Source organism: Streptomyces sp. NBC_01433, assembly GCF_026340105.1.
In the GTDB taxonomy this organism is placed as follows: Bacteria; Actinomycetota; Actinomycetes; order Streptomycetales; family Streptomycetaceae; genus Streptomyces.
The window spans coordinates 225,652-250,447 of record NZ_JAPEPM010000002.1; the positions used below are offsets into that span (position 1 = coordinate 225,652).

A 24,796-nucleotide genomic window follows, 5' to 3' on the forward strand; every position below is an offset into this window, starting at 1 on the left:
CGGACCCGTGCCGGGGGCCGGCGCGTCTACTGCGGCGACCGGTGCGGCACCCGTTGCCGCCGCTACGTCAGACTGCTGTCGGCCGCCGGACAACGAGTTCGCCGCGGCCCTTCCCGCACCGGCCCGGACCACCCGTCAGACCCGTCGTCCCGCTCCCGGGCCGCCCCGGGCCCGGCACCCGGAAGGCGGCACCGGAGACAGTGACGGTGCCGCCCAGGACACGGACCGACGGTCACCCCTCGCCAGCGCCCTCTCCCATCTGCACCGCCGGAGCAGCGAAACCCATAGAGCCGTGGGCGACGAAGTCCGGGGCCGACCCGTCCCGCACCTCCTCGCCGAGCTGCTGATGGCCGAGTGCGACGACCGGGCCCGGCGCCCCTCGGAGAGGCGGATCAAGGCAGGTCAGTTCCCGCAGTACTCCGCCTCGACCACGCTGTCCATGTCACCCGTCCAGTCTCCGTTGAAGTTCACGGAGAGGGTGTGGCGGCCGTCGGCCGTTGTCGTGGCCGAGGACGAGGAGCCGTGGATTCCGCCGTCGTGGCCCCAGACGTGGACACCGCAGGAGAGGGTGCGGTCCATCAGTCCGAGTCCGTAGGACGCGTTCGGAAATCCGTCCACCTTCACCGTCGTCTTCATCTCCTTGAGCTGCTTCGGCGGCAGCAGTTCCCCCCTCAGGAGAGCCGAGGTGAAGCGGTTCAGGTCGGCGGAACTGGAGATCATCTCCCCGGCGGACGAGGCGATCGACGGGTTCAGGTACGTTACGTCGTACGTACGGCCCTCCGTCGTCTCCGCCAGCTTCGAGTACGCCCTGCTGCTCGGGGACGGGACCGTCGGGCTCGTGCCCGGCACCGAGGTCGCCTTCAGGCGCAGGGGCTTGATGATGCGCCGGCCGATCTCCTCGCCGAAAGCGTGCCCGGTCGCCTTCTCGATCACCATCCCGGCGATCACGTAGTTGGTGTTGGAGTAGCTCCACGACGTTCCCGGCGCGAAGACCGGCTCGTAGGCCATCGCGATCGCCACCAGCTGGCCCGGCGTATGGGTGTCGTAGCGGTGCCGGAAGAAGCCGTCGGCCAGGAAGTACGTGCGGCTGAACGTCGGGTCCGCCAGGTATTCGTAGATGCCGCTGGTGTGGTTGAGAAGCTGGCGGAGGGTGATGCGCCGGCCGTCGTGGCCGTGGCCCCGGACCAGGTCCGGCAGCCATGTGTCCACCGTGTCGTCGAGCGACAGGCGTCCCTCCGCCTCCAGCTGGAGCATGACGGTGGCGACGAACGTCTTGGTGATGCTGCCGACCCGGTAGCGGTCGTCGGCCGAACGTGGGCTGCCGGTACGGAGGTTGCCCACGCCGGCCGACGTCGACCAGGTGTCGTGTCCGTCCCGTGCGGTCGCCGTGACGCCGGGGACGCCGGCCGTCACCGCCGCCCGGACGGCGGTTCTCGTCGCGGAGTGGTCGTCCGCGTGGCTGTCCGCCGCCGCGAGCGACGGTGCCGCCAGGGTCGCTGTCAGAGCGGCGGCCATGGCGGCCACCAGTGTCGTGCGTACAAGCATGTCTTCCCCCAAGTGGGCCGGTGATCAGCTCGATCGGGAAACAGGACGCACATCGATGCGCGACAGTTGCTTCTCTTGGGGTGGTTGAGAGGTTTTCAGCCTCGTTTCCGCGACGGGCCTCGATGCGTCGGAATCCTGGCTCCCGACGGCCGCTCGCGGGAAAGTGAACGGCTGCGGATTCGAGGCGTACTCGGCCACCCAGAGGCCGTGCCCCAGCATCGAGACGAACACCACCGGAACCACGACGGCCTGCACGCCGCACTCGCCATCCTCGCGCTCTCCGCCTCGTCGCACTGTTCTTCACCCACCGGATCCGACGCCCCGACCCGGCCGGCCAAGCCGTAACGGCGGGCAAGCGGGCAACGAGCCGGACCTCCCCGGTGTCCCCGTCCGACCAGGCCGCGGCAACCAGCCCGAAGCCGACGTACCGCGCGATGAACAGCCCCAGGCCGGACAGCCGACGGATCAACGCGAGCAGGCGTGGGCGCCGATCGGGTGTCAGCCCGTCGGCTGCGGCGCCGAGCCGGGTGCTCTGGACCGTCTCAAGGACGCGGCCCCCGCACCGTCAGGATCCGTTGGCCCTGCGGCACCATGTCACGGAGGACAGAAGCATGTTCTGGCGGTGCGCAACCCAGCCACTTCTTCGTTCGGCCCGCGGCCGTGCACGGCACCGTGGCCGTAGCTGCGGGCACGGTGCCGTGGCCGTGACGTCGCTCCGAAATCCGCTTACGGGTTGTTGAAGACGACTTCCGGTTCGGTCGGCGTCGGGCCGTCCAGCAACGGCTGGGGGGTGTGCTTCAGCTGCGCGCCGAAGAAGGCCCCGACGTACGCACGGCTGATGTCCAGCGAGCGGCTGCCGGGGAGGACCAGCGGTGACTGCGTGCCGGACAGGCCGAGTTCATCCAGAAAGAGGGGGATGTCGGTGAAGCTGTAGTGCGTCGCCCCGGCGACGGTGAGCCAGCGCTTCCAGCCATCCAGCCGGTCCCACGCCTGGTCCCAGCTCGTGTCCGTACCGCCGGGACGGTGCGTTCCGTCGTCCGTGCCGAGCATCATGAACGGCCTGCCGCCGAGTCCGTCGGCGGGCACGGCGGCGTGGAAGGCGCCGTCGATGTTGACGCCCGCCCAGATACGGCGGTCGCCCGCCATGGCTGCCGCCGCGCTCGCGCCGCCGACCGAGTGACCGGCCATGCCGATCCGGTTCAGGTCGATCAGTCCGGCGTGACGCCAGGCCGGACGCGGCCCGGTGAGCCGGTCCAGGAGGAAGGAGACGTCCTTGCCCCGGCCGGCGGTGAGAGCCTCCATGTCCTGCTCGCTCCGGGCATTCGCGCACGCGACGCAGGTCAGCATCCGGCCACCGGGGAAGGCGGTGCCGACGGACTCGTACGCGTGGTCCACTGCGGCGACCACGTATCCGCGGCTGGCGAGTTCCTCGGCGAGGCCGGTGAGGGTGAAGCGCGAGACACCGAACCCCGGGGAGAGCACCACCAGGGGATACCGGCCTCGGGCGGGCCGAGCGCCGACGCGGCCGCTGGTGGTCGTGGCGCTCAAGGTCTCGGCGGGGAAGACGTCTTCCAGCCCGTAGCTCTTCAGGAACAGCCGGGCCTCCCGCACCGTGGCGTACGGCTTCGGCGTACCGGTGCCGGGGAAAGCGGGATAGAACATGCCGACCATCAGCTCGCGAGCCGTATCCGGCACCCACGGGTCCCGGCGGGCATGGTCGACGAGGTGGAGGGCGTCGCGGCCGACCGCGTACGGGCCGGTGGGGCGCGACAGCGATGTGCGGATGTCCGTGTCACTTCGGACGGAAGGGGCGACGGACGCGGCGATGGAAGAGGTGGCGGAAGGGATGACGGACGCGTGCGTCGGGGTCGGAGCCGCGGCGGCGGGCCGCGCCACGGCGGTCGGCAGCGCGAGGGTCAGCGTGAGCAGGGCAACGGTCGGGGTTGCGGAGAATCTGGGCATGTCCCGGACACTAGATGCCGTGGCCGGTCCAGCGAGTCAACCGCCGGTCGCGTCCTGGCGCCCCGCCCGTACACCCCCGTCCCGGCCCTGGTGAACCGCGTTTCCCCAGGCCGTTTCCCCAGGTCGGACCTCTGTGCCCGCCCTCCCGCCGTCCCTTGGTGACGACCGGCGCGCACCGGTGACGGGTCCGGCGGAGGCGCTCGGTGCGCCGACGTCTACACCCGCGGGTGGAGAGGTATCCACCCGGGGATGCGGATCTTCGGCGGTCGGTTTCAACCCGTGGGTTCATGTGCCGCGCCGGGCCGGAAAACTAGCGTGGTGGTCAGTTGACGCCACTGCGAGCCCGACAAGGACATCCGATGATCGAAGCCCACGGGCTCACCAAACGCTATGGGGACAAGACCGCCGTCATGGATCTCAGCTTTGTCGTCCGGCCCGGTGTTGTCACCGGATTCCTCGGGCCGAACGGCGCCGGGAAGTCCACCACGATGCGGATGATCCTGGGACTGGACGCCCCGACGGCCGGCCGGGTCGTGGTCAACGGAAAGCACTACGCCGCGCACCGAGCACCGCTGCATGAGGTCGGTGCGATGCTGGAGGCCCGTTCGATCCATACCGGCCGATCCGCCTTCAATCATCTGCTGTCGCTGGCTGTCACCACGGGCATCCCCCGCGGCCGGGTGGACGAGGTGATCGACATCGTCGGTCTGCGGAAGGTGGCCGGGAAGCGGGCCGGCGGCTTCTCACTGGGCATGGGCCAGCGGCTCGGTATCGCCGCCGCTCTGCTCGGTGACCCGGCCACCGTCGTCCTGGACGAGCCGGTGAACGGGCTCGATCCCGAAGGCGTGCTGTGGATCCGCAGTCTGCTCAAGGATCTGGCCGCCGAAGGGCGCACGGTGCTGGTCTCCTCGCATCTGATGAGCGAGATGGCGGTGACCGCCGAGCACCTCATCGTGATCGGGCGCGGTCGGCTGATCGCCGACACCTCGGTCGGGGAGTTCACGCGGCGCGCCGCCCGTAATTCGGTGCTCGTACGCAGCGACGAGGCGGAGCGGCTGTGTGCGGCGCTGACCGGGCCGGATATCACCGTGACGTCGGCCGACCGGGGCGTGTTGGAAGTCACCGGCCTGAGCAGCGACCGGATCGGCCGGATCGCCGCCGACCACCAGATCGCGCTCGCTGAGCTGACGCCTCGCCAGGCATCGCTGGAGGAGGCGTTCATGGAGCTGACGCGGGATGCCGTCGAGTACCAGACCCCGGACCGGCTTCCGGCCGGTTCCGGCACCGAAGGACGTGCGGCGTGACCACCGATACGATGCCTCAGTTCTCCGCCGCCGCCGGGCGCGGCCACCTCACCCGGACGCGGGTGCTGCACTCTGAGTGGGTCAAACTCCGGACGCTGCGCTCGACGTTCTTCACGCTGCTCGCCGCCGCCGTGGTGATGACCGGGATGGGCCCGCTGTTCTCGGCCGTCACCGCCTCCCACTGGTCGGATATGGGCGCGGCCGAGCGGGCGTCCGTCAACCCGACGGCACTGAGCCTGATCGGGTTCTTCCTGGCGCAGCTGGCGGTCGGCGTCATGGGTGTGCTCGTGGTCAGTGGCGAGTACTCGACCGGCATGATCCATGCGACCTTCTCGGCGGTGCCGCGACGGCTTCCGGTCCTGTGGGCGAAGGCCACCGTGTACGCGGCGGTGACCTGGGGGCTGATGACCGCCATGTCCCTGACGGCGTTCCTGGCGGGTCAGGCCCTGATGTCCTCCACGGGAGCCGGTGCCTCGTTGAGCGACCCGGGTGTCACTCGCGCCGTACTCGGTACCGGTCTGTACCTGACCGTTGTGGGACTGCTCAGCGTCGCTGTCGGCACACTGACCCGTAACACGGCGGGCGGCATCACTGCCGTCTTCGGTCTGCTGCTGGTCCTGCCGGAGCTCGTCAGGGCCCTCCCCTCCTCCTGGGCCGACCGGATCGGCCCGTACCTGCCGAGCAACGCCGGACACGCGCTCGCCGTCCTCCAGTCGGATCCGAATACCTTGGCGCCATGGACCGGCTTCACGGTGTTCTGCCTGTACGCGGCTGTGGCGCTCGGCGGAGCCGCGGTGGTACTGAAACGGCGGGACGCGTAGTGGTCGGTGTGGATACGGTCGGATTCCGCAACCAGCGAGGTGGGACGGGCGAGGTCGTCGTCTCCCGACGGGCGGGACGCCGGAGCGAGTCGGCCTGGGTGCCTGCTGCCGGGGCGCTGCCCGCAGGCCGGGCCGTGCCGAGCAGCCGATGACGGCGACTGGGCCCGCCGCCACACCGGTCGGGCGGCCGTGGCGCACCCTGACCGGGCGCGCCCGGCTGCTGCGAGCGCGTGCGCAGCTGCCACCGGTGGCGGTGGACGCGACTCTGGTGACCGCGCTCTTCGTCCTCACCGCCTTCGCCGTCCGCATCGACCTGCACGACCGCCCCTGGCTCCTCGTCATTCAGGCGGCCTTGCTCCTGCCCCTGATGTGGCGGCGTCGGGCACCCCTGACGGTGTTCGCCGCGGTGGCCGTGGCGGCCTTCGCCCAGTGGCTCGTCGATGTCCAGCTACCGGCCGACATCGCGCTGCTGATCGCTCTCTACACGGTGGCCGCACACGCCGGCCGCCCGCTGTTGCTGCTGGCCGGTGCCGTCTCCGAAGCGGGGGTCCTGATGGCATCGGTGCGCTGGTCGACCGAGGGGAGATTTCTCGGGGCGGCCGTGAGCCTGACCGCCATGGCCACCGCAGCCGCGGTCATCGGCACGAACATGCGCACCAGGCGTGCCTACCTCGCGTCCGTGGAGGACCGGGCGGTACGTCTGGAACGTGAGCGCGACCAACGGGCTCAGCTCGCGGTGGCCGAGGAACGGGCCCGTATCGCCCGCGACATGCACGACATCGTCAGCCACAACCTGTCCGTGATGATCGCTCTCGCCGATGCCGCCGTCTTCGCCCAGTACCGCACCCCCGACAGGACGACCACCGCCATGCGGCAGGTCGCCGACAGCGGGCGCCAATCCCTCACCGAGATGCGACGATTCCTCGGGATCCTGCGTGCCGACGAACCGGACGCACTTCGTCACCCGATACCCGGCATCGCCCAACTGCAGTCCCTCCTCGACCAGGTGCGCACCGCCGGGTTGCCGACCCGCCTCCGTCTGGCAGGCGATCCCTCCCACGTCCCCACCGCCGCACAGCTCACCGTCTACCGACTGGTACAGGAAGCCTTGACCAACACCCTCAAGCACGCCCCTCCCGGCACCCGCGCCGAGGTGCGGGTGCGCTGCTCCGCCGGGACCATCGCCATCGACGTCACCGACGACGGCCACGGCCGCGCCGCGCTGGATCCCGACCCGCCGCGCGGGCACGGAATCCCCGGCATGCGTGAGCGCACGGCCGCCTACGGCGGAACTCTGCGGGCGGGACCGCTCCCGGGCGGCGGCTGGCGGGTCTCGGCCCACCTCGACCTGAGCACAGCTGGGACAACAGGGACAGTCGAGATAGCCGGGGCAGCCGGGACAGCCAGGACCGGTGCCGCGTGACGATCCGTATCCTGCTCGCCGACGACGAACCGCTGCTGCGCATGGCGTTCACCATGGTCCTGGAGGCACAGCCGGACATGGAGCCGGTCGGCGAAGCCGGGAACGGCACCGAAGCCGTACGACTCGCCCGGCTGCTCCGCCCCGACGTCGTCCTGATGGACGTCCGGATGCCCGGTAGCGACGGCATCGAGGCGACCGGTCGGATCATCCGGGACTGCCCACAGACCCGGGTCCTCATTCTCACCACCTTCGACCTCGATGCATACGCCTTCGCCGGACTCAGGGCCGGGGCGTCGGGCTTCCTCCTGAAGAACGCCCTGCCCGAGGAACTCCTCGCGGCCATCCGAAATGTCGCCGCGGGCGACGCGGCGATCTCCCCACGCATCACCCGTCGCCTGCTGGAGAACTTCGCCCACCAACTCCCCGTGGACCGTGAGCAGGTGGAGGACGAGCGTCTGGAACGGCTCACAGCACGCGAACGCGAGGTACTCGTCGAGGTGGCCCGCGGCCTGTCGAACACCGAGATCGCCGCCGCTCTGCATCTCGCGGAGGCCACCGTGAAAACACACCTGAATCGGATCCTGACGAAGCTGGAACTACGCGACCGGGTACAGGCCGTCGTCTTCGGCTATGAGACCCGCCTCATCCGCCCGGCATGAGAACGCTCACGGGCGTCGCATCACCGGCGGCCGGCTCTCCGATGCTGCCGTCCGGCGGGCGAGCACCGCCCGCAACCGCCTCGCCCTGCTCTTGTACGAGTACGAGGCAAGCTGCCGTGCCCCAAGGAGGACCTGGCAGCCGACTGGGACATGCGCTCACCGCCATCGCCGACGTGCCCCGGCCGGCGGCGCTCCACAGCGTGGGACCAAGAGCCGGACACTGTTCTGCCGCCGCGAGCCCCGGTCTGCTGGGAACAACCGCCTCGTACCCCCGCCTTGGCGGGCGACTTCGTCGGATGGATCGGTGACCGCGCATTCTGGCACCTCGATGACATCTTCGACGAGCGCAGGCCCTCCCGCGGCCAGGCCGCCGACCTGGGAAACGGTGCCCAGAGGCCCAGGTTTCGGGTCGGCGTACGGCGCCCGGCGCGGCTGTCTTTCCCGCCTCTCCGCGCGCGCAATCGTGGCAGTGGTGAGGGCGGGCGGTAGGTGTGATCGGCGCCGTCGCCCGCTTCGAAGGCGACTGGGGAGGTTCGCGCGCGCCTAGGGTGAGACCGCCTTGCGGTAGCCGGATTTCGTCCAGGTCGGGCCGGCCCCCGGAGCGGCATCGCTGCGGCGGGCGACGGCTCTGAGCAGCGGAGCGTCCTCCTGGGCCGGGGTGGTGCACAAGGCCGGACCGCGCTGCGCGCCCGAGCCGCGTACGCCGGAGCGGGTGCTCCGTATCGCCCTGATGCCGTCGGCTGCCGCGCGGCCTGCGAGCCGGACATCGGGCCGATGCGGCCCCGGTGGGCTCTGAGGCCCGACGTCCGGCCGTGATCCTCAGGCGCGGGCTGCCGCTGCGGCGATGATCCAGTTCCTGAACTCGACGGCGTAGTGCCGAAGATGATGTTCCAGGACGTCGTCCGGGCACGTGGTGGGCAGGTAGACCGTCAGGTTTGCGGTGAAGCCGTCAGCGGTGTCACCGAACTGGATCAGCGCCCGCCCGACGACCGTGCCGTCGGCCAGGAACAGGTTCGAGGACATCTTGCGCGGAAACTCGGACTCCGGGAGAAGCGCGTCCGCGTCCGCGGCCCAGGCCAGCGCGTCCGTTCCCCAGCCGCCCATGTAGAAGGAGCAGACGTGGGGGCCGATGTTCTCCACCACACGCGCTCCGATGGCATCGGTACCCATCACGTAGTGCTCGGGGTGCGCCGCGAGAAGTGCGCTCTCGTCGCCCGCGAACGCTTCGTCCATCCAGGCCAGAAACGTGCCGGAGGTGAGGCCCTGCGTCGCGAGCACGGTCGTGCCTGCCTTGAAGCTGCCGTCGGAGGCGCGAGCGCTCTCGCGCAGGAAGGCGTTGCCTTCCTCGATGTCCGCCGCCAGGAGGTCGAGGAGGCCCTGACGTCCCAATCGCGTCCTGAGGCGGTCCAGGGCGCGGCGGGCGTAGAACAGCTCGAAGTCGTCGATGCTCCCGGCTCCGGTGGGCCCTGACTCAAGCGTGACGGTCACGGGCGGGGAAGTCTGGCTGTCGGTCATGGTCGAACCTCCAGTAGAATGCGAATGTGAATTCACATTCGCATCATGAGGTTACCCATGGGAGTGCAGCACTTGTCAAAGAGACCTGCTGAGACCGCCGCGGATACCATGCGGGACATGACCGAGGAGCCAGACCGTCCCGCGCCCTACCGGGAACCCCGGCAGGCACGCAGCGCCGCGACACTGGCTCGCGTACTGCGGGCGGCCGAGGAAATCGCCTCCTCGTCCGGTCTGGAAGAGATGACGATCACCGGCGTCGCTCAACGCGCCGGTGTCTCGGTCGGCACGATCTACCGCCGATTCGAAGACAAGGAACAGCTCATCACCGCCCTGACGGAGCGGATGCTGGAGCGGCGCGAGGAGTACGTGGCCGAGCGACTGCGCGCAGCCGAACCGTCGCTCTCCGGCGTCATGGACGCCTACGCGAACGCGCTGCTGCAGTCCTTCGCCGACAGCAGCAAGCTCTTTCCCGAACTGATGCGGGTGCGGGGAACGCGTGCCCTGGACCGCGGGGCCCGCACCATCACCGAGATCCACCGCCTCCTGCTCCAAGCGGCAGCCCCCTACGCCGACCAGATCCGGCGCTCCAACGCGCAGACGGCGCTGGACACCGTGGCCCGCGCCATCCTCGGGGCCTGCTTCCACAACTCCGTACGCCCCGACCCCGCTACGGGCGCGGCCTCCCAACGCCGGTACGCGGACGAACTCAGCGACATGGCGATCGCTTACCTCATGACTCCCGACCGTCGCCGCACCGCTCGCAACTGAGGCCGCCGAAGCGACCGGACGCTACGTTCCCGAGGGCGTGCCGCCGGCCCGGAAAGGCGGCTGGGAACGGGCCACCGGGGCCTGCAGCGTACGGACCAGCCGGTCCGTCACCACACCACACCGTCGCACCCGTGCTTTCGGCCCTGGAGCGTTTCTCGTTTGAACTCGGTGCGCATGTGGTCCGCGATCGCCCAGCCTGCCAGGCGACGTGAGGCGGGGTATCCCTGCTGCAGATGATTCCGCACTTCACCGTACATCTGTTGAGAGCTTACGAAAGCCTGAGAAGTGGAGAGTTCACCCACCATGGGAATCATCGAGACACACCACGATGTGCTGAGCCGACGGCTGCCCGGCGACAGACTGGATGAACTCGCCGTCCACCAGGGGCAGTTCCACCAAGTGGTGATCGGCTCGGACCGGGTGGTGTGTTTCGCCCGCACCGAAGCGGCCGCAGTACGGCTGCCCGCGCGGGCAGCCGTACTGCGCGCCCTCGCCGGGCTCGACCTCGGCTTCCGCACTCCGCGGCCGCTTTCCGAGTCCGGCTGCCGGGCTACCGACGAACCGCCGTACCTGGTACTGAGCCGAATCCCCGGAGCCCCGTTGAAGGACGACGCATTCGACAGCCCCGAGGTGGCCGAGGCAGTGGCAACGCAGTACGCCACCCTCCTGTCCGGGCTCGCCGCCGCGGCCAACGACGAGAAAGTGCGTGCCGTGCTGCCGTTGGCCCCCGAGGGGGAATGGCAGGAGTTCGGGGCAGGGGTGCGCGCCGAGCTGTTCCCGCTGATGTCCGACAGCGGGCGGGAGCGCGCCGAGCGCGAACTCACCGCGCTCGACGCGCTCCCCCGCCTCACCGCCGCCGTGGTCCACGGCGACCCCGGCGGCGAGAACGTGCTGTGGGAGACCTCGGGCGGTGTGCCTCGCCTGAGCGGTGTCGTCGACTGGGACGAGGTCACGGTCGGCGACCCGGCCGAGGATCTGGCCGCGGTCGGGGCCAGCTACGGCGAGGAACTGCTGGGCCGGGTGCTCACGCTCGGCGGCTGGGCCGGCACCGAGATGGCCGGGCGGATCGCCGCTATCCGTGGCACCTTCGCCCTCCAGCAAGCCTTCTCCGCGCAGCGCGACGGCGACGAGGAAGAGCTGGCGGACGGCCTCACCGGTTACCGGTAGGCCGGGCTCCCCCGGGAGCCGGGAGCGCTGGGTGGACTCCGTGGCGCTCATGCGCCGTACTCCTCTTCTCCCAACGGCGCCACCCGTTCTCGGGCAGTATGAACAGCGGTTCGTAGAAGGAATAGCGCCGGGCCGGCGCATCAGGTCGTCGGATTCGACCGGGCTGCGGTAGCTCTCCGTCCAGTGGTGATTGCCTCGATCCTGGGCGTACTCGACTGCTTGGCGTGCCACCTCTTTTGTCGACGTACGGCACGTCGCAGACGAGGCGCGGAGTGGCGTAGCCGGGGAAGAGCCGCCGCGACCGGCTCACCCCGGGTGTGGCTCTCGCCGTCGTCGGTGTGAGCCACGACGGTGGGTCAGTTACGCGCGGAAAAGTGGCCGTACCGCGCGTGCGCCTCCCTACTCCGATGGCCTCGCCGCCGACCGGCCCCGGCCAGTGCGCAGCGCCCGGTGACCGGGTCGTAGATGGCGTGGACGGCGTAGAGACAGCTGGCGCCGGAGACTTCGACGTCGCTGTCCCCCTCCGTGTCGAGGTGGCTGACGAGGTCGTCGAGGCGGGCGAGGAGTTCGTCCGGGGACAGGTCAAAGGCGGAGAAGTCGTGCACGGCAGTACGCAACCGTCCCATGGTGGCGGCTGCGTGCAGGCCGTGGCCGACAGCATCGCCGACCACCAGCGCGACCCGGGCTCCGGGCAGCGGGATGACGTCGTACCAGTCCCACCCGCTCCCGGCTGAGCCGGGAGGTAGCGATGGGCCACCTCCAGGGCTGAGGGCGTGGGCAGGAGGCGAGGCAGCAGACCGCGCTGAAGGCTGACCGCCATGGCGTGCTGGCGGGTGAAACGGCGCGCGTTGTCGATGGCCACACCCGCTCGGGCTGCCAACTCCTCGGCGACGGACAGCTCCTCGGGCTCGACGGGTCCCTGCCCTTGCGCCAGAAGTCGACGCTGCCCAGCACCGCACCACGTGCCCGCAGCGGTGCGGAGACCAGGGAGTCGATGCCATAGCCCTGGACTGCGCGGGCCCTGGCGGGTCCCGGGCGATCCAGCCGTCGGAGGCGGAAAGCTCGGCCGTGAGGACGGCCCGGCCGCCGGCCATCCGAATGCGGCGTCCGCACGCCACGATGACCCGCCCCGGCATGTTTCCCTACGCCTCGGCCAAGGCCGGGCCCGTGTGCCTGTCACGCGGCAAGGCCCTGGAGGTCGGGCCGCGGGGGCCCGGGTCCACGCCGTCAGCCCCGGTCACATCGAGACCGACCTATTGACCGGGTACTTCGACCCGGAGCAGCCGGACGTCCGCCGGGACCGCGCTGGCCACACACGTCCTCGGCCGCCTCGGCACCTCCGACCACATCGCTTCCGTGGTCACGTTCCTCCCGTCCGACGCCGCGGGTTCCTCCTGTCCGACACCCGCGGGTTCCTCCCGTCCGACACCCGCAGGTTCCTCCTGTCCGACGCCGCGGGCTTCGTCACCGGTGCGGACTGGGCCGTCGATGGCGCTGTATCGGCCAGGTTCGCCTGACCGATACGCCGGAGGAACAGCCGGCACCGCTGTGTGTCCCGGAGCGGGGACGGCCCCGTCGTGGCTGCCAGATTCACGACGGGGCTTGAGGAGTTGTCACGGGGTGAGCGTGAGCGCACCGTCCGAGCGGTCGGCGGCCCGGTCGCGGATGACGGTCCACGCGGCGGTGTTGGGCGCCGTGGCGCAGTCGGCGGAGGTGGTGTCCGCCCCGACCCTGAGCGTGACCGGTGTGCCACGGACGTCGCCGAGTTGGCTGCTCATGATGGGAGTGATGGCGACGGTGCCGGCCGCCTTGGCGGTGACCTTGCCGTCCCCGTCGACTGCGGCGACGTTCGGATCGCTGCTGACGAAGGTGGCGGACGGCACGAGCGGCAGGATGTTGTCTGTGCCGTTCTTGGTCACCTCGTCGGTGCTGACCTGGGCCGCGTCGGTGGAGTTGAGGTCGGCGCGGAGGTTCAGTCCGTTGTCGAAGTTGTTGTCCTTGATCAGGACCCCGGAGGACCCGCGATAGGAGAACAGCGCGGTGGAGTACGGCGCGGCGGAAGGGACCGCGCGCACCTCCGTGGTGGCGCCCGGTGCCGGGCAGGTGTTCTTGGCCTGAGCGGTGACGGCCGTGTCGCGGCCGAGTCGGAAGACATCATTCCGCTCGAAGGTGACTACGCTCGCGCTCTTGACCTCAAGGAGCCGAACGTCACCGGCCCTGAACTCGTTGTCCTCGATGCGGATGTTGCGGTGCACCGGGGTCGCCGCGTCGACGGCCTGGTTGGTGGGTTCGACGAAGATCACCGGGCTCGCGGGGCGCAGGAACCTGTTGTTCCTGATCAGGACGTCGCGGACGGGACCGGACTCGTACCACTGGTAGGCGTCGGACGAGATGAAGACGCTGGACATCTGATTGCCGTCGAACACGTTGTCCTGTATGACGACCGGTTGCCGGGTGGTGACCAGCACGCCACGGGTGGGGATGTTCCGGAAGGTGTTGCCGCTGATGACGACGGCCGGTGTGTACGTGGTGTTCTCCACCACGAAGTCTCCTGCGGTCACCGAGGACGGGATGGCCCGGTCGAAGGTGACCGTCATGGTGGTGAGGGGCTTGCCGTGGTCCTGCCCCGAAGGGCCCTCGACCGATACGACCTCGGGCGGGGCTCCGGGGACGGCCGCCATGGTCCGCTTGGCCACGATCTCGGCCTTGTCGCCCGGGTGGAACTGCGGGAAGCCGGCGGTCTGGGCGTGCTGGTAGGTGAGTGTGAGCGTGTTCGGCGCGGGCCGCCCCGTCACTTCGACGTAGGTGCCGTGGATGTTGATCGCGTCGTCGTGCGCACCGTCGAACAGATTGTTGGTGACGCGTACGGTGCCCTTGACGCCGGACATCTGGACGAAGTCGGCGAAGCCGACCGTGCTGCGTCCGGAAGCGGGGTCGGTGCGGAACTCGTTGTCGTCGATGGTGATGTTCTCGCTCATCTGCCCGAGGAACCCGAACCCGTGCAGATAGCGGGCTCGCAGGCCCCGGACGGTCACGTCCTTCGACTCCCAGAAGAACGCCGATGCGGTGTCCCGGGTGTCCTCGCGCATCTGGTAGACGAGGCCGCGGTCGGTGGGGGCCGTTCCGTTCGTGTACTCGATGCGGAGCTTGTTGCCGCCCAGGTCGGCCATCGAGGCCACGTCGGTGAACAGCGGGTTGGAGCCGCGCCAGGTGCGCTTCGCCGCCGGGTCGTGGACCTGCGTGTAGCGCATGCCGTCGACGCCCGACCAGTACGGCCGGCCGGCGGCCGGGCTCTTCTCGCCGAGCCAGGTCACCTGGTTGCCGGCGACCGAGAACGGGTTGCCCGGCGGGATGCTCAGCACCCGGTACCCGCGGCCGTCGGCCACGCCCGTCCCGCTGACGGACGCGTCGACGACCTTGGGCGCGGTGACGTCGAAGCTGAAGTTCTGGACGGTGACGTTCCGGGAGCGAATGGCAGCGAACGTGGTCATCAGCCCATGGAACTGGAGATGCGACGCGCCGCCGTCGATGGTGACGTCGCTCATGTCCTCGACCAGGATCCCGATCCGCTTGTCCCGGTAATTCTGGTCCGCACCGACCGTGTTGGACAGGTAGAGCTCCCGCACCTCCGCCTGCTCGGGGTAGATCTGATACGTACCGTGCGGGAACAGCACCCGTACCGGCCCCTTGACGGTCCTGGCCTGGCGCATGGCCTTCGCAACGGCCGCGGCGCTGTCCTTCTCGCCCGTGGGGTCGGCACCGAACGTCGTCACATCGACAACCGTCTCGGCGGTCTCTGTCGCCGTCGCGGCGGGCACGGGCGCTACCAGCGAGGCGACCGCGGCGCCGACGAGCAACGCCGCCCACAGCCTGATACGGCCGCCCTTCCGAGTCGGAGATGCCCCGATGCCGACGGGTGTCGGCGGAGCATCGATGTTCCGTCGCGCACATGGGAGTTGCACTGATTCCTCCTGCGGTCTGTCGGAGATCACGGGCATCACATTCGGCATGAGGGATTTTCCCGCACGGCAGTACGACGGCACGGCCGGAAGCGGCACCACCTGCCTCACCCGCGGCTCACCTGCCGACGCGCCGCCACTGCTGGCCCGTGCCACCGTTGGCCGCCTGCTGCTCGACCGTCGCGCCGTCGGCATCGGAGTCGCCGGCGATCCCGAGGACCCGGCCACTGCGCGCGCAGGTGACGGTGATGTAGCCGTCGCCCGCGTCGGCGATCTTCCACTGCTGGCTGGTGCTGTGTTCCGGCGTCCACTGAACGATCTTGGCGCCGACGTCCGAGGTGCCGCCCCGGACGGACCAGACCAGGGGTGTGCTGCCGTGGGTGGTGTAGATCTCGTAGTGCCCTCCCCCGACGGGGACGAACCGGAACTGCTGGTTCACGGCCGCGCTCGGCGTGTACTGGATCAGCCCGGCACCATTGCCGGTGGAGGCACCCGGAACGTCGACCGCCTTGCCTGTCCTACGGTTGACCAGCTGGGAGACGGCGTGCTGAGCGGGCGGTGTGATGGCCACGAATCCGGCGGCGGGGATCGTGACGTGACTGCTCCAGTCCCCGAAGACGATATTGGTGGACCTGCCCGCCGCCCCCCGCAGCGTCGCGCCGGTGACCTGCCCGTCCTTCCACCGCATGTCGAGTGCGAAGCCCCCGCGTACCCCGATTCCGGTGACGGACCCGGCAGCGGCCCACGCGCGGGGCAGAGCCGGAAGCAGCTCCACCTGTCCGGGCCGGGACTGCACCAGCATCTGGATCATCGCCACGGATGTGCCGTAATTGGCGTCGATCTGGAAGACGGAACTGCTGCCGAAGCTGTACATGTCGAACATGTTGATCGCGCTGCCATTGCTGAAGTTCACCGACGGCTTCAGTACGTCCAGGACAAGCTCGTACGCCTTGTCCGCGTGCCTCAGTTTCGCCCAGCAGCCGGCCCGCCAGGCGCTGGCCCAGCCGAAGCTGGCCATGCCGCGGGCTTCGAGCAGCTTCGTCACTCCCGCGACGAGCTCCGCGGGCGAGTGTCCGAGGTCGATGCGGTCGCCGGGGAAGAGGCCGATGAGCGGCGACAGGTGGCGATGGGTCGTCTCACCGAGGTTGTCGTTGCTCATCCACTCCTCCAGCCAACCACTGGTGGAGCTGACCTCGGGCAGGTAGAGCCTGCCCTGGAGACCGGAGACGGTGGCGGCGTAGGCGGCGTCCTTGCCGAGTGCCGCGGCGGCGGCCCGGTAGTTCTGGAACAGTTGCCAGACCAGCTCCTGCGCGTAAGTGATGCCGCGTGCGTCCTGCGGCCCGTGTTCCGGTGACCAGTCGTGGTCGTCGACCAGGACCTGCTTCGTTCCACCGGTCGCGGGGTCGGGCACGGTCATGATGAGCAGCCGCGACTCCCAGAACTCACAGGCACCCTTGAGCAAGGGGTAGATCCTGGCCAGGTGAGCTGTGTCCTGGGTGTACTCGAAGTGCTCGTACAGGGAGTTGCACATCCATGCGTTGCCGGCCGGGTGCCACCACCAGCCGTTGCCGCCCCAGATGTTCGTGGAGATCCCCAGGGTCCAGCCGGCCACCTTGCCGGAGGTGTTGCGGAACCGGTTGCGGGAGTCCTGGAAGAGGTCCTTGGTGGTGGCCTGCCAGCCGGGCAGCTGAGCGACGCAGTAGTCGGTGAACGCGTCGAAGCACTCGGGCAGGCCCGCACGGTCGGGCAGCCAGTAGTTCATCTGGACGTTGATGTCGCTGTGGTAGTCGCTCATCCAGGCCGGAGCGTTGGTGTCGATCCAGAGCCCCTGGAGGTTGGTGGGGAGGCTGCCGCGGGAGCCGCAGATCGTCAGATAGCGGCCGTACTGCAGGTAGGACGCCTCCAGTTCCGGGTCGGGTGCGGATCCGCTCGCCGCCCGTGCTGCCAGCCGGGCGGGCGTGTCCATCGCCCGCTGCGCGGCGGAGGACGTACCCAGGTTCAGCGTCATGCTCTGCTGGAGCCGCTGGAAGTCGGATACGTGCGTGGCCAGCAACGCCGTTCCGGCGGCCGCCGTCGCCCGCGACGCCTTGGTGCGGGCCACGTCCAGGGGCACGAGGGAGATGTCCTTGTACGCGACGGACGCGTCGGCCTTGTAGTTGGTGCCGCCCGAGATGATCAGCACCACCTCGGTGCAATCCGTGAACGTCACCTTGGTACCGGACGCCGAGACGGTGCCGCCCTGTCCGGCAGCCTTCACCACCGTGGCGTACTTCAGAGCGTTCGGCAGCTCCGCCGAGAACGACGCCTCCGCGGCGCCCGCGTTCACCGACACGGTCTCGCCCCGGGTCCCGGACAGGGTCATGGACCCCGTGCAGGAGCCACCGCCACTCTGCGACAGCCGCACCACGATGACATCGTCGGGATGGCTGGAGAAGACCTCACGGCGGTACGTCACGCCCCCCGTCCGGTAGGACGCGGTCACCAGGCCATTGCTCATGTCCAGTGTGCGGCGGTAGTCGGTGACCGCTCCGGATGCGTGGGCCGGGATCTCCAGTACGGCCCTGGCCAGCGTCCCGAACGTACCGAAGTCGCCCGTGCCGTAAGGGAACTGCCCGTCCGCCTGGAGCGCGGCGTTGGCATGCCCGGTCCACAGTGTCGCGTCCGCCAGGACCATCGCGTCACGGGAGGGATCGCCGGTGACGAGAGCCCCCAGCCGGCCGTTCCCGATCGGCAGTCCTTCCTCGACGATCCGGTTCTCGGCGCCGGGCTTGGCGTACCGGAGCGTCACCGCGTCGCTCTCCGGCACCAGCGACAGCGTTTTCGGGCGTGCCACCGCGGCAGCGTTCGTGGTGAATTCGGGCAGTGACGACAGCGCGGCCAGCGCCGTCATCGATGCCGTCGCGCGCAGTACGCCACGACGGGACATACCGGCCTCGTCCTGGGCGGGAGGCTGGGCGTGTGTATGACGGGACATGGACTGCGGCTCCTTCTGGGGCAGCGGTGCTCGAATCGCGGGGGTCCGACGGCCGCTGGGCGGCGCCTGGCAGAAGTGCAGTGGTACGGGCGCACCATGTCAATGGTTTCGACAAGATTTCCTATATGATTCCCGACGGCTGACACGAGGTACACATTCTGGAACCGGCTCCGGGGAACGACATCGGGTGGTAGCTCCCCGCCGCGCGAACAGCAGGAAGCCAAGCCCCCACACCGCCATCCAGCTGCCTCAAGGGCACTTTTGCGGCATCGCACCCATGACGGCGCCATCCATCCCGGAGACGAATGACGCCGCAGGCATTGACGGAACGAGCACGCTGGTCAACTATCGCCTCATCGATTTCCTATCTGATTCTCAAGAAGGTGGTGGAGATGCGTCTCCCGACCAGAGTTGTCGTGCCGGGCGTTCTCGCCGTTGCCCTCCTCATGGCATCCTCCGCATGCACCGTGAAGACCTCGGGTGAACCCGCGGGCGACCGGTCCCGGGCGTCGGGCAGGACCGGCGGCGGTTCCGCCGAACTCGCCGACGGATCCGGCACCAAGGTGGCGCTCGTCCCCGGCGGAGCCCACCCGTACTTCCAGCCATGGAAGAAGGCCGGAGCAGCTGCCGAGAACGCCTACGGCCTGGGCGACGTGGCGTTCGACGAGACTGCCGAATGGGACCAGCAGAAGCAGAACAACCTGCTGTCCACACTCGCGGCACGTGGTTACAACGCCTTCGGCGTGTTCGGAGTCTCACCGACCGATATCAACACCACGTTCGCGGACCTGAAGGCGCAGGGGTTCGCGGTGGCCTCGCTCGGCTCGTGCCCGGCCGGCGGCAGGAACGAGGCCGAGTTCTGTCTGTCGACGGACGTCGAGCTCGCCGCCTACAAGGCGGCTCGGGCCGCCATCGATGCCATGGGCGGCAAGGGCACCCTGGTGCATCTCACCGGCAACAACGTCGACGCCAACACACAGCTCCGGATGAAGGGCGTCTCCAAGGCGGTGTCCGAGTCCGGCGGCAAGGTCACGCTGCTCCAGACCATCACCGACATCGACAAGGACCTCCAGACCGCGCAGAAGGCGGTCTCGGATCTGCTCGCGGCCAAGGGCAGCAGGATCCAGGGCATTGTCGCCACCGCCTACAACCCGGCGGTAGCCGCCGCCGACGCCGTCAGCAGCGCCGGCTCGACGGCCAAGGTCGTCGCCATCGACGACGACGCCAAGATCCTCAGCTCGATCCGGAAGAGCTCGGTCACCGCGACCGTCGTACAGAACCCGGTGGCACAGGCCGACGTCGGAGCGTGGGCGCTGGCGCTGCTGCGGACCGAGCAGTGCACGGTCCGCGACCCCGGGCAGATCGTGGACTCCGGCTCCTTCGTCGTCACCGAGTCCAATGTCGACGAGTACGACAACGACCGCAGGGCCAAGACCGCGCAGCTCAAGAAGCAGTTCGCGGACGACATCCTCACCTGCGGCTGACGCTGCCGCCGGCACTACAGAAATCGGACGTCGCACGATGAGCATCATCACGACCGCCACGACCCTGCTGGCCGACATCGCCGTGGAGACGGACCGCACCGACGCGGTGCAGGCCTTCGTCAAGCAGGAGACGATCCTCGTCGAGATCACCACCGCGGACGGTCTCCGGGGAACCGGCTACGCCTACACGATCGGAACAGGCGGATCCTCCGTCCTGGCTCTGCTCCAGGACCATCTTCTTCCCCTCCTCGTCGGTGAGGACGCCCGCAACGTCGAGGCACTGTGGCAACGCCTGTTCGCCACGACCCGGTCGACCACCACCGGAGCCATAACCTCCCTGGCCCTCGCCGCAGTGGACACCGCTCTTTGGGACCTCCGCTGCAAGCGCGCCGGGGAACCTCTGTGGCGGCTCGCCGGCGGTCATCGCCGCGAAGTACCCGTCTACGACACCGAGGGCGGCTGGCTCCACCTGACCACCGACGACCTGGTCAAGTCGGCTCTTCAGGCCCAGCAGGCCGGATGGGCGGGCGTCAAGATCAAGGTGGGCAAGCCTCACGTCGGCGAGGACGCCGAGAGGCTGCGCGCGGTGCGCGAGGCCGTGGGCCCGTCGTTGCACATCATGACGGACGCCAATCAGTCGCAGAGCATCTCCTCCGCCATCCAGCTGGCATCCGCCCTTGAGCCCTACGCCCCCTACTGGCTGGAAGAACCCATGCCGGCCGACGACATCAGCGGCCACGCGCAGTTGGCCCGTGCGACGACGATTCCGATAGCCGTCGGCGAGTCCATGTACTCGATCATGCAGTTCCGCGCCTACCTGGAGACACGCGCCGCCTCCATCGTGCAGGTGGACGCCGCCCGCATCGGGGGCATAACGCCATGGCTGAAGGTCGCGCACCTGGCGGAGAGCCACAACGTCATGGTCTGCCCGCACTTCCTGATGGAACTGCACGTCAGCCTCGTCGCCGCGGTACCCAACGGAAAGTTCGTCGAACACATCCCGCAGCTGCGTGCCGTGACCCGTACCGAACTGACCGTCCGCGACGGAATGGCCATCGCGCCCGACGAGCCGGGTATCGGCATCGACTGGGACATGGACGCCATCGACAACCGGCGGGTGTCATGACACCCCCCTCCGCTCCACCCGGCCTCGACGCGGACACCGAGGCACCGCCGGCCACCGCGCGCACACCGCACAAGCCGCCGTTCTGGGTGAACCAACGGCTGGGCCTGCTCGTGCTCATCGTCGCCCTGTGCGCGCTGTTCGGAGTGCTGCGCCCCGCCTTCCTCGACGAACGACTCGTACTGTTCCCGCTCCTGCGTGACATCGCGACTCTGACCGTGGTGGCCCTGGCACAGATGGTGGCCCTGTCCGTCGGGCACATGAATCTGGCCGTCGGCCGCATGGCCGCCTTCGGGGCCCTGTTCGCCGGGTTGGGATACGACCGGCTCGGCCTGCCCCTGCCGCTCGGGCTGCTGCTGTGCCTGTTCGCAGGCGCGGCCATCGGCGCACTGACGGGCTGGATCATCGCGCGAACCGGTGTGAGTTCCTTCGTGGTGACGCTCGCCATGGACTTCGCACTGCTGGGCCTGGTCTCGCTGCTGTACTCGGCCCTCACGGAGAACGCGGCGTTCACCACCAGGCCGTCGGGGCTGGCCGAGCTTCGTTCCTACTCGCTGGCCGACATCTGTGTCGGCCCGGTGTGCGGCTCCCCCGCTGTGCCGCAGATGATCCAGTTCACCGTGCTCGCGCTGGCCGGTCTCGGTTTCCTCTACGGATGCACCCGCCTCGGCCGGGAACTGCTGCTCACCGGTGCCAACCCGGCGGCCGCGGAGCTGTCCGGCATTCCCACGGGCCGCCGGGTCATCCTCGCTCACGCGCTGTCCGGACTGCTGGCCGCGCTCGCCGGTTTCATGGCCGCCGTCGGTACCGGAACCTTCCGCGCGTCCATCGGTGACGACTTCATGCTGCCGTCGTTCCTGGGCGCGGTGCTCGGCGGCACGCTGCTCACCGGTGGTGTCGTCTCGGTGATCGGCGCACTGCTGGGAACCTCCCTGGTCGGCGTCATCCGCAAGGGCCTCGATCTCCTCGGAGTCGGCCTCGAAAGCCTCAACATCTACCTCGGCTGTGTTCTGCTGCTGGCCCTGTCGGCCGATCGCGTACGCACTGTCGTGTCCTATCGCAAGGTGGTGCGCTCCACATGATCACGATCAACGATCGGAGAGCCCTGACCGGCGCGTCCCTGCGGCGCTTCTCCCGCTCGACCACGACAACTCTGCTGGGTGTCGCGCTGGTCGGCTACGCGGCGCTGGGCGTGGCCTCGTCGGGCTCGTTCTTCGAGGGTCCCTCCGTACGCACGTTCCTGCAGTACCTGGCCACGCCGATTCTCATCGGCCTCGCCCAGATGGTCGCGCTGTGCGTGGGACAGCTCAATCTGGCGGTCGGTGCCCTCGGCGGTTTCAGCGCCTGCCTGATGGGCGCGCTCATGGCCGACAGCGGTGTCCCGGCTCCCGTTGCCGTGTTGGTGGGTGTGCTGACGGCCACCGTGGTCGGCCTGGTCACCGGCCTGTTCATCGTGGCGACGCGGATCAACGGCTTCATCGTCACGCTCGGAACGATGACGATTCTCCTGGGGGCCCAGTACCGGCTCGCCGGCACCCGCACCGTCGACGGCTACTCGCAGACCCTCAAGGACCTCGGCAGAGCGGCTCCGTCGAACATTCCGCTGGTCTTCCTCGTCGCACTCGCCTCGGCCGTCCTGCTCGCGGGCTTCATGTACCGCACCACCGCGGGACGTCGGCTCCTGGCAGCCGGTGGAAACCCACTCGCGGCCAGGCTGTCCGGCATCTCGACCGACCGGCAGATCGTGCTCGCCCACACCCTGTCCGGCCTGCTGATCGGCGTGGCCGCGCTCACCGCGACGGCCTCCCTTCCGGGTGTCAACCGCAGCGTCGGCGGCGACTGGCTGCTGCCGAGCTTCGCCGCGCCGATCATCGGTGGTGTCGCTCTCAACGGCGGCACCGTCGCGGTGCTCGGAACAGTACTGGCAGCGTTCGTGATGCGGCTGATCGACGCCGCACGGGCACAGTTCTCGCTGGACCCGAGCTGGGTGAACTTCCTTATCGGCCTGGTGGTATTGGGCACCGTGGTAGGTGGACGCATGCACCAGGCGCGTCTGGAGAAGAAGGGCAAGGCGCACGGACGTGTCCCACCGGACCCGGTGGATACCCGCCTCGACACGGACAACGCTCTGCCGAACGCGGGAGGCGCGCGATGAACGACGTTCTTCTCAACTGCCAGGACATAGTCAAGGTCTTCCCCGGAGTACGAGCCCTGGACGGCGTCGGAATGCGTCTGAGGGCGGGCTCCGTGCACGCACTGCTGGGCGAGAACGGCGCGGGCAAGTCCACGCTGATCAAGGTCCTGACGGGTGTGCACTCCCCCGACGGCGGTCGGCTCGTCTGGCTGGGCGACGAGGTCCACCTGCGCTCCCCCCTGGAGGCCACGCGCACCGGAATCGGCGTCGTCCACCAGGAACGCAACCTCATTCCCGGCTTCTCCGTCGCGGAGAACATCACGGTGACGGTGTGGAGGAAGCTGGCCAAGGCCCTGGGGTTCGTCTCCGCACGCGAGGAGCGAGACATCGCGCACGATCTCGTCGACCGTCTGGGCATCCGCGTCTCCGGGCTCGGGCAGAACGCCGGTGAACTCTCCGGAGGCAACCAGCAGAAGGTGAGCCTGGCGAAGTGGCTCGCGGCCGACACCCGCCTGCTCATCGTGGATGAGCCGACTGTCGGCGTCGATGTCCGCACCAAGCACTCCTTCCACGAACTCCTGTGGGAGCTGGCTCGCAACGGTCTGCCCATCCTGTTGATCAGCAGCGACCTCGCGGAGATGATCACGCTGGCGGACCGGGTCGTCGTGATGGCTGATCACCGTATCCGCGGAGAGGTCGCCAACGACCGCGACTACGAACACATGAGCGGCCGGATCATCCGTCTCATCCATGGCCGCGCGGTCTCGGCCGTGACCAACAAGGCCGATGCCGGGTGAAGCGCGTGGCACAGGTGATCCGGGTCAGACCGGAGAGGCTCGACGAGTACCGCGAGCTGCACCGCCATGTTCCGCCACCGGTGCTGGACCGCCTGCGTGCCTGTCACATCACGAACTACTCGATCCACCTCCTCGGCGACCTGCTCTTCAGCTATTTCGAGTACGACGGCGCGGATCTGGCCGCCGATCTCGCACTCATGGCCGCGGACGAGTCCACGCGAGCATGGTGGCGGCTCACCGATCCGTGCCAGGAGCCGGTGGCGGAGGCGGCGTCCGGGGAACGATGGGCGCCGATGGAACAGGTCTTCCTCATGAAGTGACCGACCCGGCCCGGACACAGCGGACTGCTTCTCCGGCCGCGCTCGGGAGCGCACCGCCCGGGCCCTTAAACTGCGAGTGTCCCGAAACGCCCCGAGCAACAGGAGAACGGATGCCGCCGCAGGACCGTTCCGCGGGCAGGACCGAGGAATCGGACGGAAAGGCTCTGAGTACGCCCCCTGTCAGGCAGGTGCTCTCCGCCAGCGTCTACGAGAACATCAAGGCCATGGTCATGGACCATGAGATCGCGCCGGGTGCCCGCGTCGGCATTGACGCCCTCTCCCGGACCCTGGGCGTGTCGCCGACCCCCGTGCGCGAGGCCCTGGCCCGGCTCGAAGCCGACGGCCTGGTGGTGAAGCGGTCACTTTCGGGATACCGCGCGACCGAGTTGCTGACGCGGCGGGGACTTGAGGAACTCTTCGAGATGCGATTGCTGCTGGAGCCCAGGGCCACAGCGCTGGCAGCGACGAACGCGACCGAGGAACAGCTCGACGCCATCGAACGGATCATGGAGGAGATGCGGACGCTTCCGGGGCCGACAGGCCGATACGCGGACTACCGCGACTTCGCCGCTCTGGACCAGCGCTTCCACGACGCGATCGCTGCCGCGTCGCATCGGCCGTTGCTCGCCGACGCGGTCGAAAGGCTCCACTCACATCTGCATGTCTTCCGGCTCACCAGCGCCAAAGTCGCCGAGGATCCGACGCTGGCCGAACACGAGCGGGTCGTGCGCGCCATACTCCGCAGGAAATCCGATCGCGCCGCCGAGGCTATGACGGAGCATCTGACCCTCAGCCTCCAGCGCCAGCTCAGGCACGAGAGCGCGTCGTGAGGTACGTGCCG

The 24,796-nt window shown here is 69.1% G+C and carries 19 protein-coding genes and 2 pseudogenes; 15 read left to right on the forward strand and 6 right to left on the reverse strand.

What is annotated here, in order from left to right; all coding sequences use genetic code 11:
* Nucleotides 1–331: 331 nt before the first annotated feature.
* Nucleotides 332–415 (forward strand): annotated as a pseudogene (locus OG413_RS28670) (AAA family ATPase); the annotation flags it as partial.
* Here OG413_RS28670 and OG413_RS28675 read toward each other — a convergent pair.
* Entirely contained in the window at nt 403–1,545 is a 1,143-nt protein-coding gene (locus OG413_RS28675) for a serine hydrolase (RefSeq protein ID WP_266810714.1), read from the reverse strand. The pseudogene OG413_RS28670 and the gene OG413_RS28675 overlap by 13 nt on opposite strands.
* 207 nt (nt 1,546–1,752) lie before the next feature.
* On the opposite strand from OG413_RS28675, the gene OG413_RS28680 reads away from it, so the two are divergent.
* Nucleotides 1,753–1,890, forward strand: coding sequence for a hypothetical protein (locus OG413_RS28680; protein ID WP_266810715.1), 138 nt, complete (start codon nt 1,753–1,755; stop codon nt 1,888–1,890).
* A gap of 381 nt (nt 1,891–2,271) precedes the next feature.
* Here the strand turns inward: OG413_RS28680 and OG413_RS28685 are convergent, their stop codons facing one another.
* On the reverse strand, nt 2,272–3,507 hold the full coding sequence (locus OG413_RS28685) for an alpha/beta hydrolase (protein ID WP_266810717.1): 1,236 nt from the start codon (nt 3,505–3,507) through the stop codon (nt 2,272–2,274).
* Between the two features lie 359 nt (nt 3,508–3,866).
* Here OG413_RS28685 and OG413_RS28690 point away from each other — a divergent pair, with 359 nt between their 5' ends.
* The 4 genes from OG413_RS28690 (at nt 3,867) to OG413_RS28705 (ending at nt 7,714) form a co-directional block, all read left to right on the forward strand.
* A complete protein-coding gene (locus OG413_RS28690; protein WP_266810719.1) occupies nt 3,867–4,811 on the forward strand; it encodes an ATP-binding cassette domain-containing protein in 945 nt (314 codons plus the stop codon).
* Nucleotides 4,808–5,632 carry an ABC transporter permease subunit gene (locus OG413_RS28695; protein ID WP_266810721.1) on the forward strand — a complete coding sequence of 275 codons (825 nt, stop codon included), beginning with the start codon at nt 4,808–4,810 and terminating at the stop codon, nt 5,630–5,632. The genes OG413_RS28690 and OG413_RS28695 overlap by 4 nt, the downstream gene beginning before the upstream one ends.
* 148 nt (nt 5,633–5,780) lie before the next feature.
* Nucleotides 5,781–7,055 carry a sensor histidine kinase gene (locus OG413_RS28700; RefSeq protein ID WP_266810723.1) on the forward strand — a complete coding sequence of 425 codons (1,275 nt, stop codon included), beginning with the start codon at nt 5,781–5,783 and terminating at the stop codon, nt 7,053–7,055.
* Nucleotides 7,052–7,714, forward strand: coding sequence for a response regulator transcription factor (locus OG413_RS28705; RefSeq protein WP_266810725.1), 663 nt, complete (start codon nt 7,052–7,054; stop codon nt 7,712–7,714). The genes OG413_RS28700 and OG413_RS28705 overlap by 4 nt, the downstream gene beginning before the upstream one ends.
* A gap of 819 nt (nt 7,715–8,533) precedes the next feature.
* Here the strand turns inward: OG413_RS28705 and OG413_RS28710 are convergent.
* Nucleotides 8,534–9,229 (reverse strand): hypothetical protein, encoded by a 696-nt coding sequence (locus OG413_RS28710; protein ID WP_266810727.1) that lies wholly within the window; start codon nt 9,227–9,229, stop codon nt 8,534–8,536.
* Nucleotides 9,230–9,346: 117 nt separating this feature from the next.
* On the opposite strand from OG413_RS28710, the gene OG413_RS28715 reads away from it, so the two are divergent.
* Nucleotides 9,347–9,997 (forward strand): TetR/AcrR family transcriptional regulator, encoded by a 651-nt coding sequence (locus tag OG413_RS28715; RefSeq protein ID WP_266810729.1) that lies wholly within the window; start codon nt 9,347–9,349, stop codon nt 9,995–9,997.
* Nucleotides 9,998–10,282: 285 nt separating this feature from the next.
* Nucleotides 10,283–11,164, forward strand: a complete 882-nt coding sequence (vph, locus tag OG413_RS28720) for a viomycin phosphotransferase (protein ID WP_266810731.1) — start codon at nt 10,283–10,285, stop codon at nt 11,162–11,164.
* Nucleotides 11,165–11,595: 431 nt separating this feature from the next.
* On the opposite strand, the pseudogene OG413_RS28725 reads toward vph, so the two are convergent.
* The 3 genes and pseudogenes from OG413_RS28725 to OG413_RS28740 all read right to left on the reverse strand — a co-directional run.
* Nucleotides 11,596–12,249, reverse strand: a pseudogene (locus OG413_RS28725) (PP2C family protein-serine/threonine phosphatase); the annotation flags it as partial.
* Between the two features lie 528 nt (nt 12,250–12,777).
* Nucleotides 12,778–14,937 (reverse strand): Ig-like domain-containing protein, encoded by a 2,160-nt coding sequence (locus OG413_RS28730; RefSeq protein WP_266810733.1) that lies wholly within the window; start codon nt 14,935–14,937, stop codon nt 12,778–12,780.
* A gap of 304 nt (nt 14,938–15,241) precedes the next feature.
* Nucleotides 15,242–18,097, reverse strand: coding sequence for a glycoside hydrolase N-terminal domain-containing protein (locus OG413_RS28740; protein ID WP_323137929.1), 2,856 nt, complete (start codon nt 18,095–18,097; stop codon nt 15,242–15,244).
* A gap of 392 nt (nt 18,098–18,489) precedes the next feature.
* Here OG413_RS28740 and OG413_RS28745 point away from each other — a divergent pair, with 392 nt between their 5' ends.
* From OG413_RS28745 to OG413_RS28775, 7 genes are all read left to right on the forward strand, one after another.
* Nucleotides 18,490–19,581, forward strand: a complete 1,092-nt coding sequence (locus OG413_RS28745; protein WP_266810735.1) for a substrate-binding domain-containing protein — start codon at nt 18,490–18,492, stop codon at nt 19,579–19,581.
* Nucleotides 19,582–19,618: 37 nt separating this feature from the next.
* Nucleotides 19,619–20,707 carry a mandelate racemase/muconate lactonizing enzyme family protein gene (locus OG413_RS28750; protein ID WP_266810737.1) on the forward strand — a complete coding sequence of 363 codons (1,089 nt, stop codon included), beginning with the start codon at nt 19,619–19,621 and terminating at the stop codon, nt 20,705–20,707.
* Nucleotides 20,704–21,786 carry an ABC transporter permease gene (locus tag OG413_RS28755; RefSeq protein ID WP_266810739.1) on the forward strand — a complete coding sequence of 361 codons (1,083 nt, stop codon included), beginning with the start codon at nt 20,704–20,706 and terminating at the stop codon, nt 21,784–21,786. Before OG413_RS28750 ends, OG413_RS28755 begins: the two co-directional genes overlap by 4 nt.
* Nucleotides 21,783–22,859: an ABC transporter permease gene (locus OG413_RS28760; RefSeq protein ID WP_266810741.1), complete on the forward strand. Its 1,077-nt coding sequence runs from the start codon at nt 21,783–21,785 to the stop codon at nt 22,857–22,859. Before OG413_RS28755 ends, OG413_RS28760 begins: the two co-directional genes overlap by 4 nt.
* Nucleotides 22,856–23,635, forward strand: a complete 780-nt coding sequence (locus OG413_RS28765) for an ATP-binding cassette domain-containing protein (protein WP_266810743.1) — start codon at nt 22,856–22,858, stop codon at nt 23,633–23,635. The genes OG413_RS28760 and OG413_RS28765 overlap by 4 nt, the downstream gene beginning before the upstream one ends.
* Nucleotides 23,632–23,955, forward strand: coding sequence for an L-rhamnose mutarotase (locus OG413_RS28770; RefSeq protein ID WP_266810745.1), 324 nt, complete (start codon nt 23,632–23,634; stop codon nt 23,953–23,955). Before OG413_RS28765 ends, OG413_RS28770 begins: the two co-directional genes overlap by 4 nt.
* A 110-nt stretch (nt 23,956–24,065) precedes the next feature.
* Nucleotides 24,066–24,785 carry a GntR family transcriptional regulator gene (locus tag OG413_RS28775; protein ID WP_266810747.1) on the forward strand — a complete coding sequence of 240 codons (720 nt, stop codon included), beginning with the start codon at nt 24,066–24,068 and terminating at the stop codon, nt 24,783–24,785.
* Nucleotides 24,786–24,796 lie beyond the last annotated feature (11 nt).

Bases quoted from the DNA above. Each gene is read 5' to 3' on its own strand.
- OG413_RS28675 (WP_266810714.1), bottom strand. From the start codon at position 1,545: ATGCTTGTACGCACGACACTGGTGGCCGCCATGGCCGCCGCTCTGACA.
- OG413_RS28685 (WP_266810717.1), bottom strand. From the start codon at position 3,507: ATGCCCAGATTCTCCGCAACCCCGACCGTTGCCCTGCTCACGCTGACC.
- OG413_RS28690 (WP_266810719.1), top strand. From the start codon at position 3,867: ATGATCGAAGCCCACGGGCTCACCAAACGCTATGGGGACAAGACCGCC.
- OG413_RS28700 (WP_266810723.1), top strand. From the start codon at position 5,781: ATGACGGCGACTGGGCCCGCCGCCACACCGGTCGGGCGGCCGTGGCGC.
- OG413_RS28710 (WP_266810727.1), bottom strand. From the start codon at position 9,229: ATGACCGACAGCCAGACTTCCCCGCCCGTGACCGTCACGCTTGAGTCA.
- OG413_RS28715 (WP_266810729.1), top strand. From the start codon at position 9,347: ATGACCGAGGAGCCAGACCGTCCCGCGCCCTACCGGGAACCCCGGCAG.
- OG413_RS28740 (WP_323137929.1), bottom strand. From the start codon at position 18,097: ATGTCCCGTCATACACACGCCCAGCCTCCCGCCCAGGACGAGGCCGGT.
- OG413_RS28745 (WP_266810735.1), top strand. From the start codon at position 18,490: ATGCGTCTCCCGACCAGAGTTGTCGTGCCGGGCGTTCTCGCCGTTGCC.
- OG413_RS28750 (WP_266810737.1), top strand. From the start codon at position 19,619: ATGAGCATCATCACGACCGCCACGACCCTGCTGGCCGACATCGCCGTG.
- OG413_RS28755 (WP_266810739.1), top strand. From the start codon at position 20,704: ATGACACCCCCCTCCGCTCCACCCGGCCTCGACGCGGACACCGAGGCA.
- OG413_RS28760 (WP_266810741.1), top strand. From the start codon at position 21,783: ATGATCACGATCAACGATCGGAGAGCCCTGACCGGCGCGTCCCTGCGG.
- OG413_RS28765 (WP_266810743.1), top strand. From the start codon at position 22,856: ATGAACGACGTTCTTCTCAACTGCCAGGACATAGTCAAGGTCTTCCCC.
- OG413_RS28775 (WP_266810747.1), top strand. From the start codon at position 24,066: ATGCCGCCGCAGGACCGTTCCGCGGGCAGGACCGAGGAATCGGACGGA.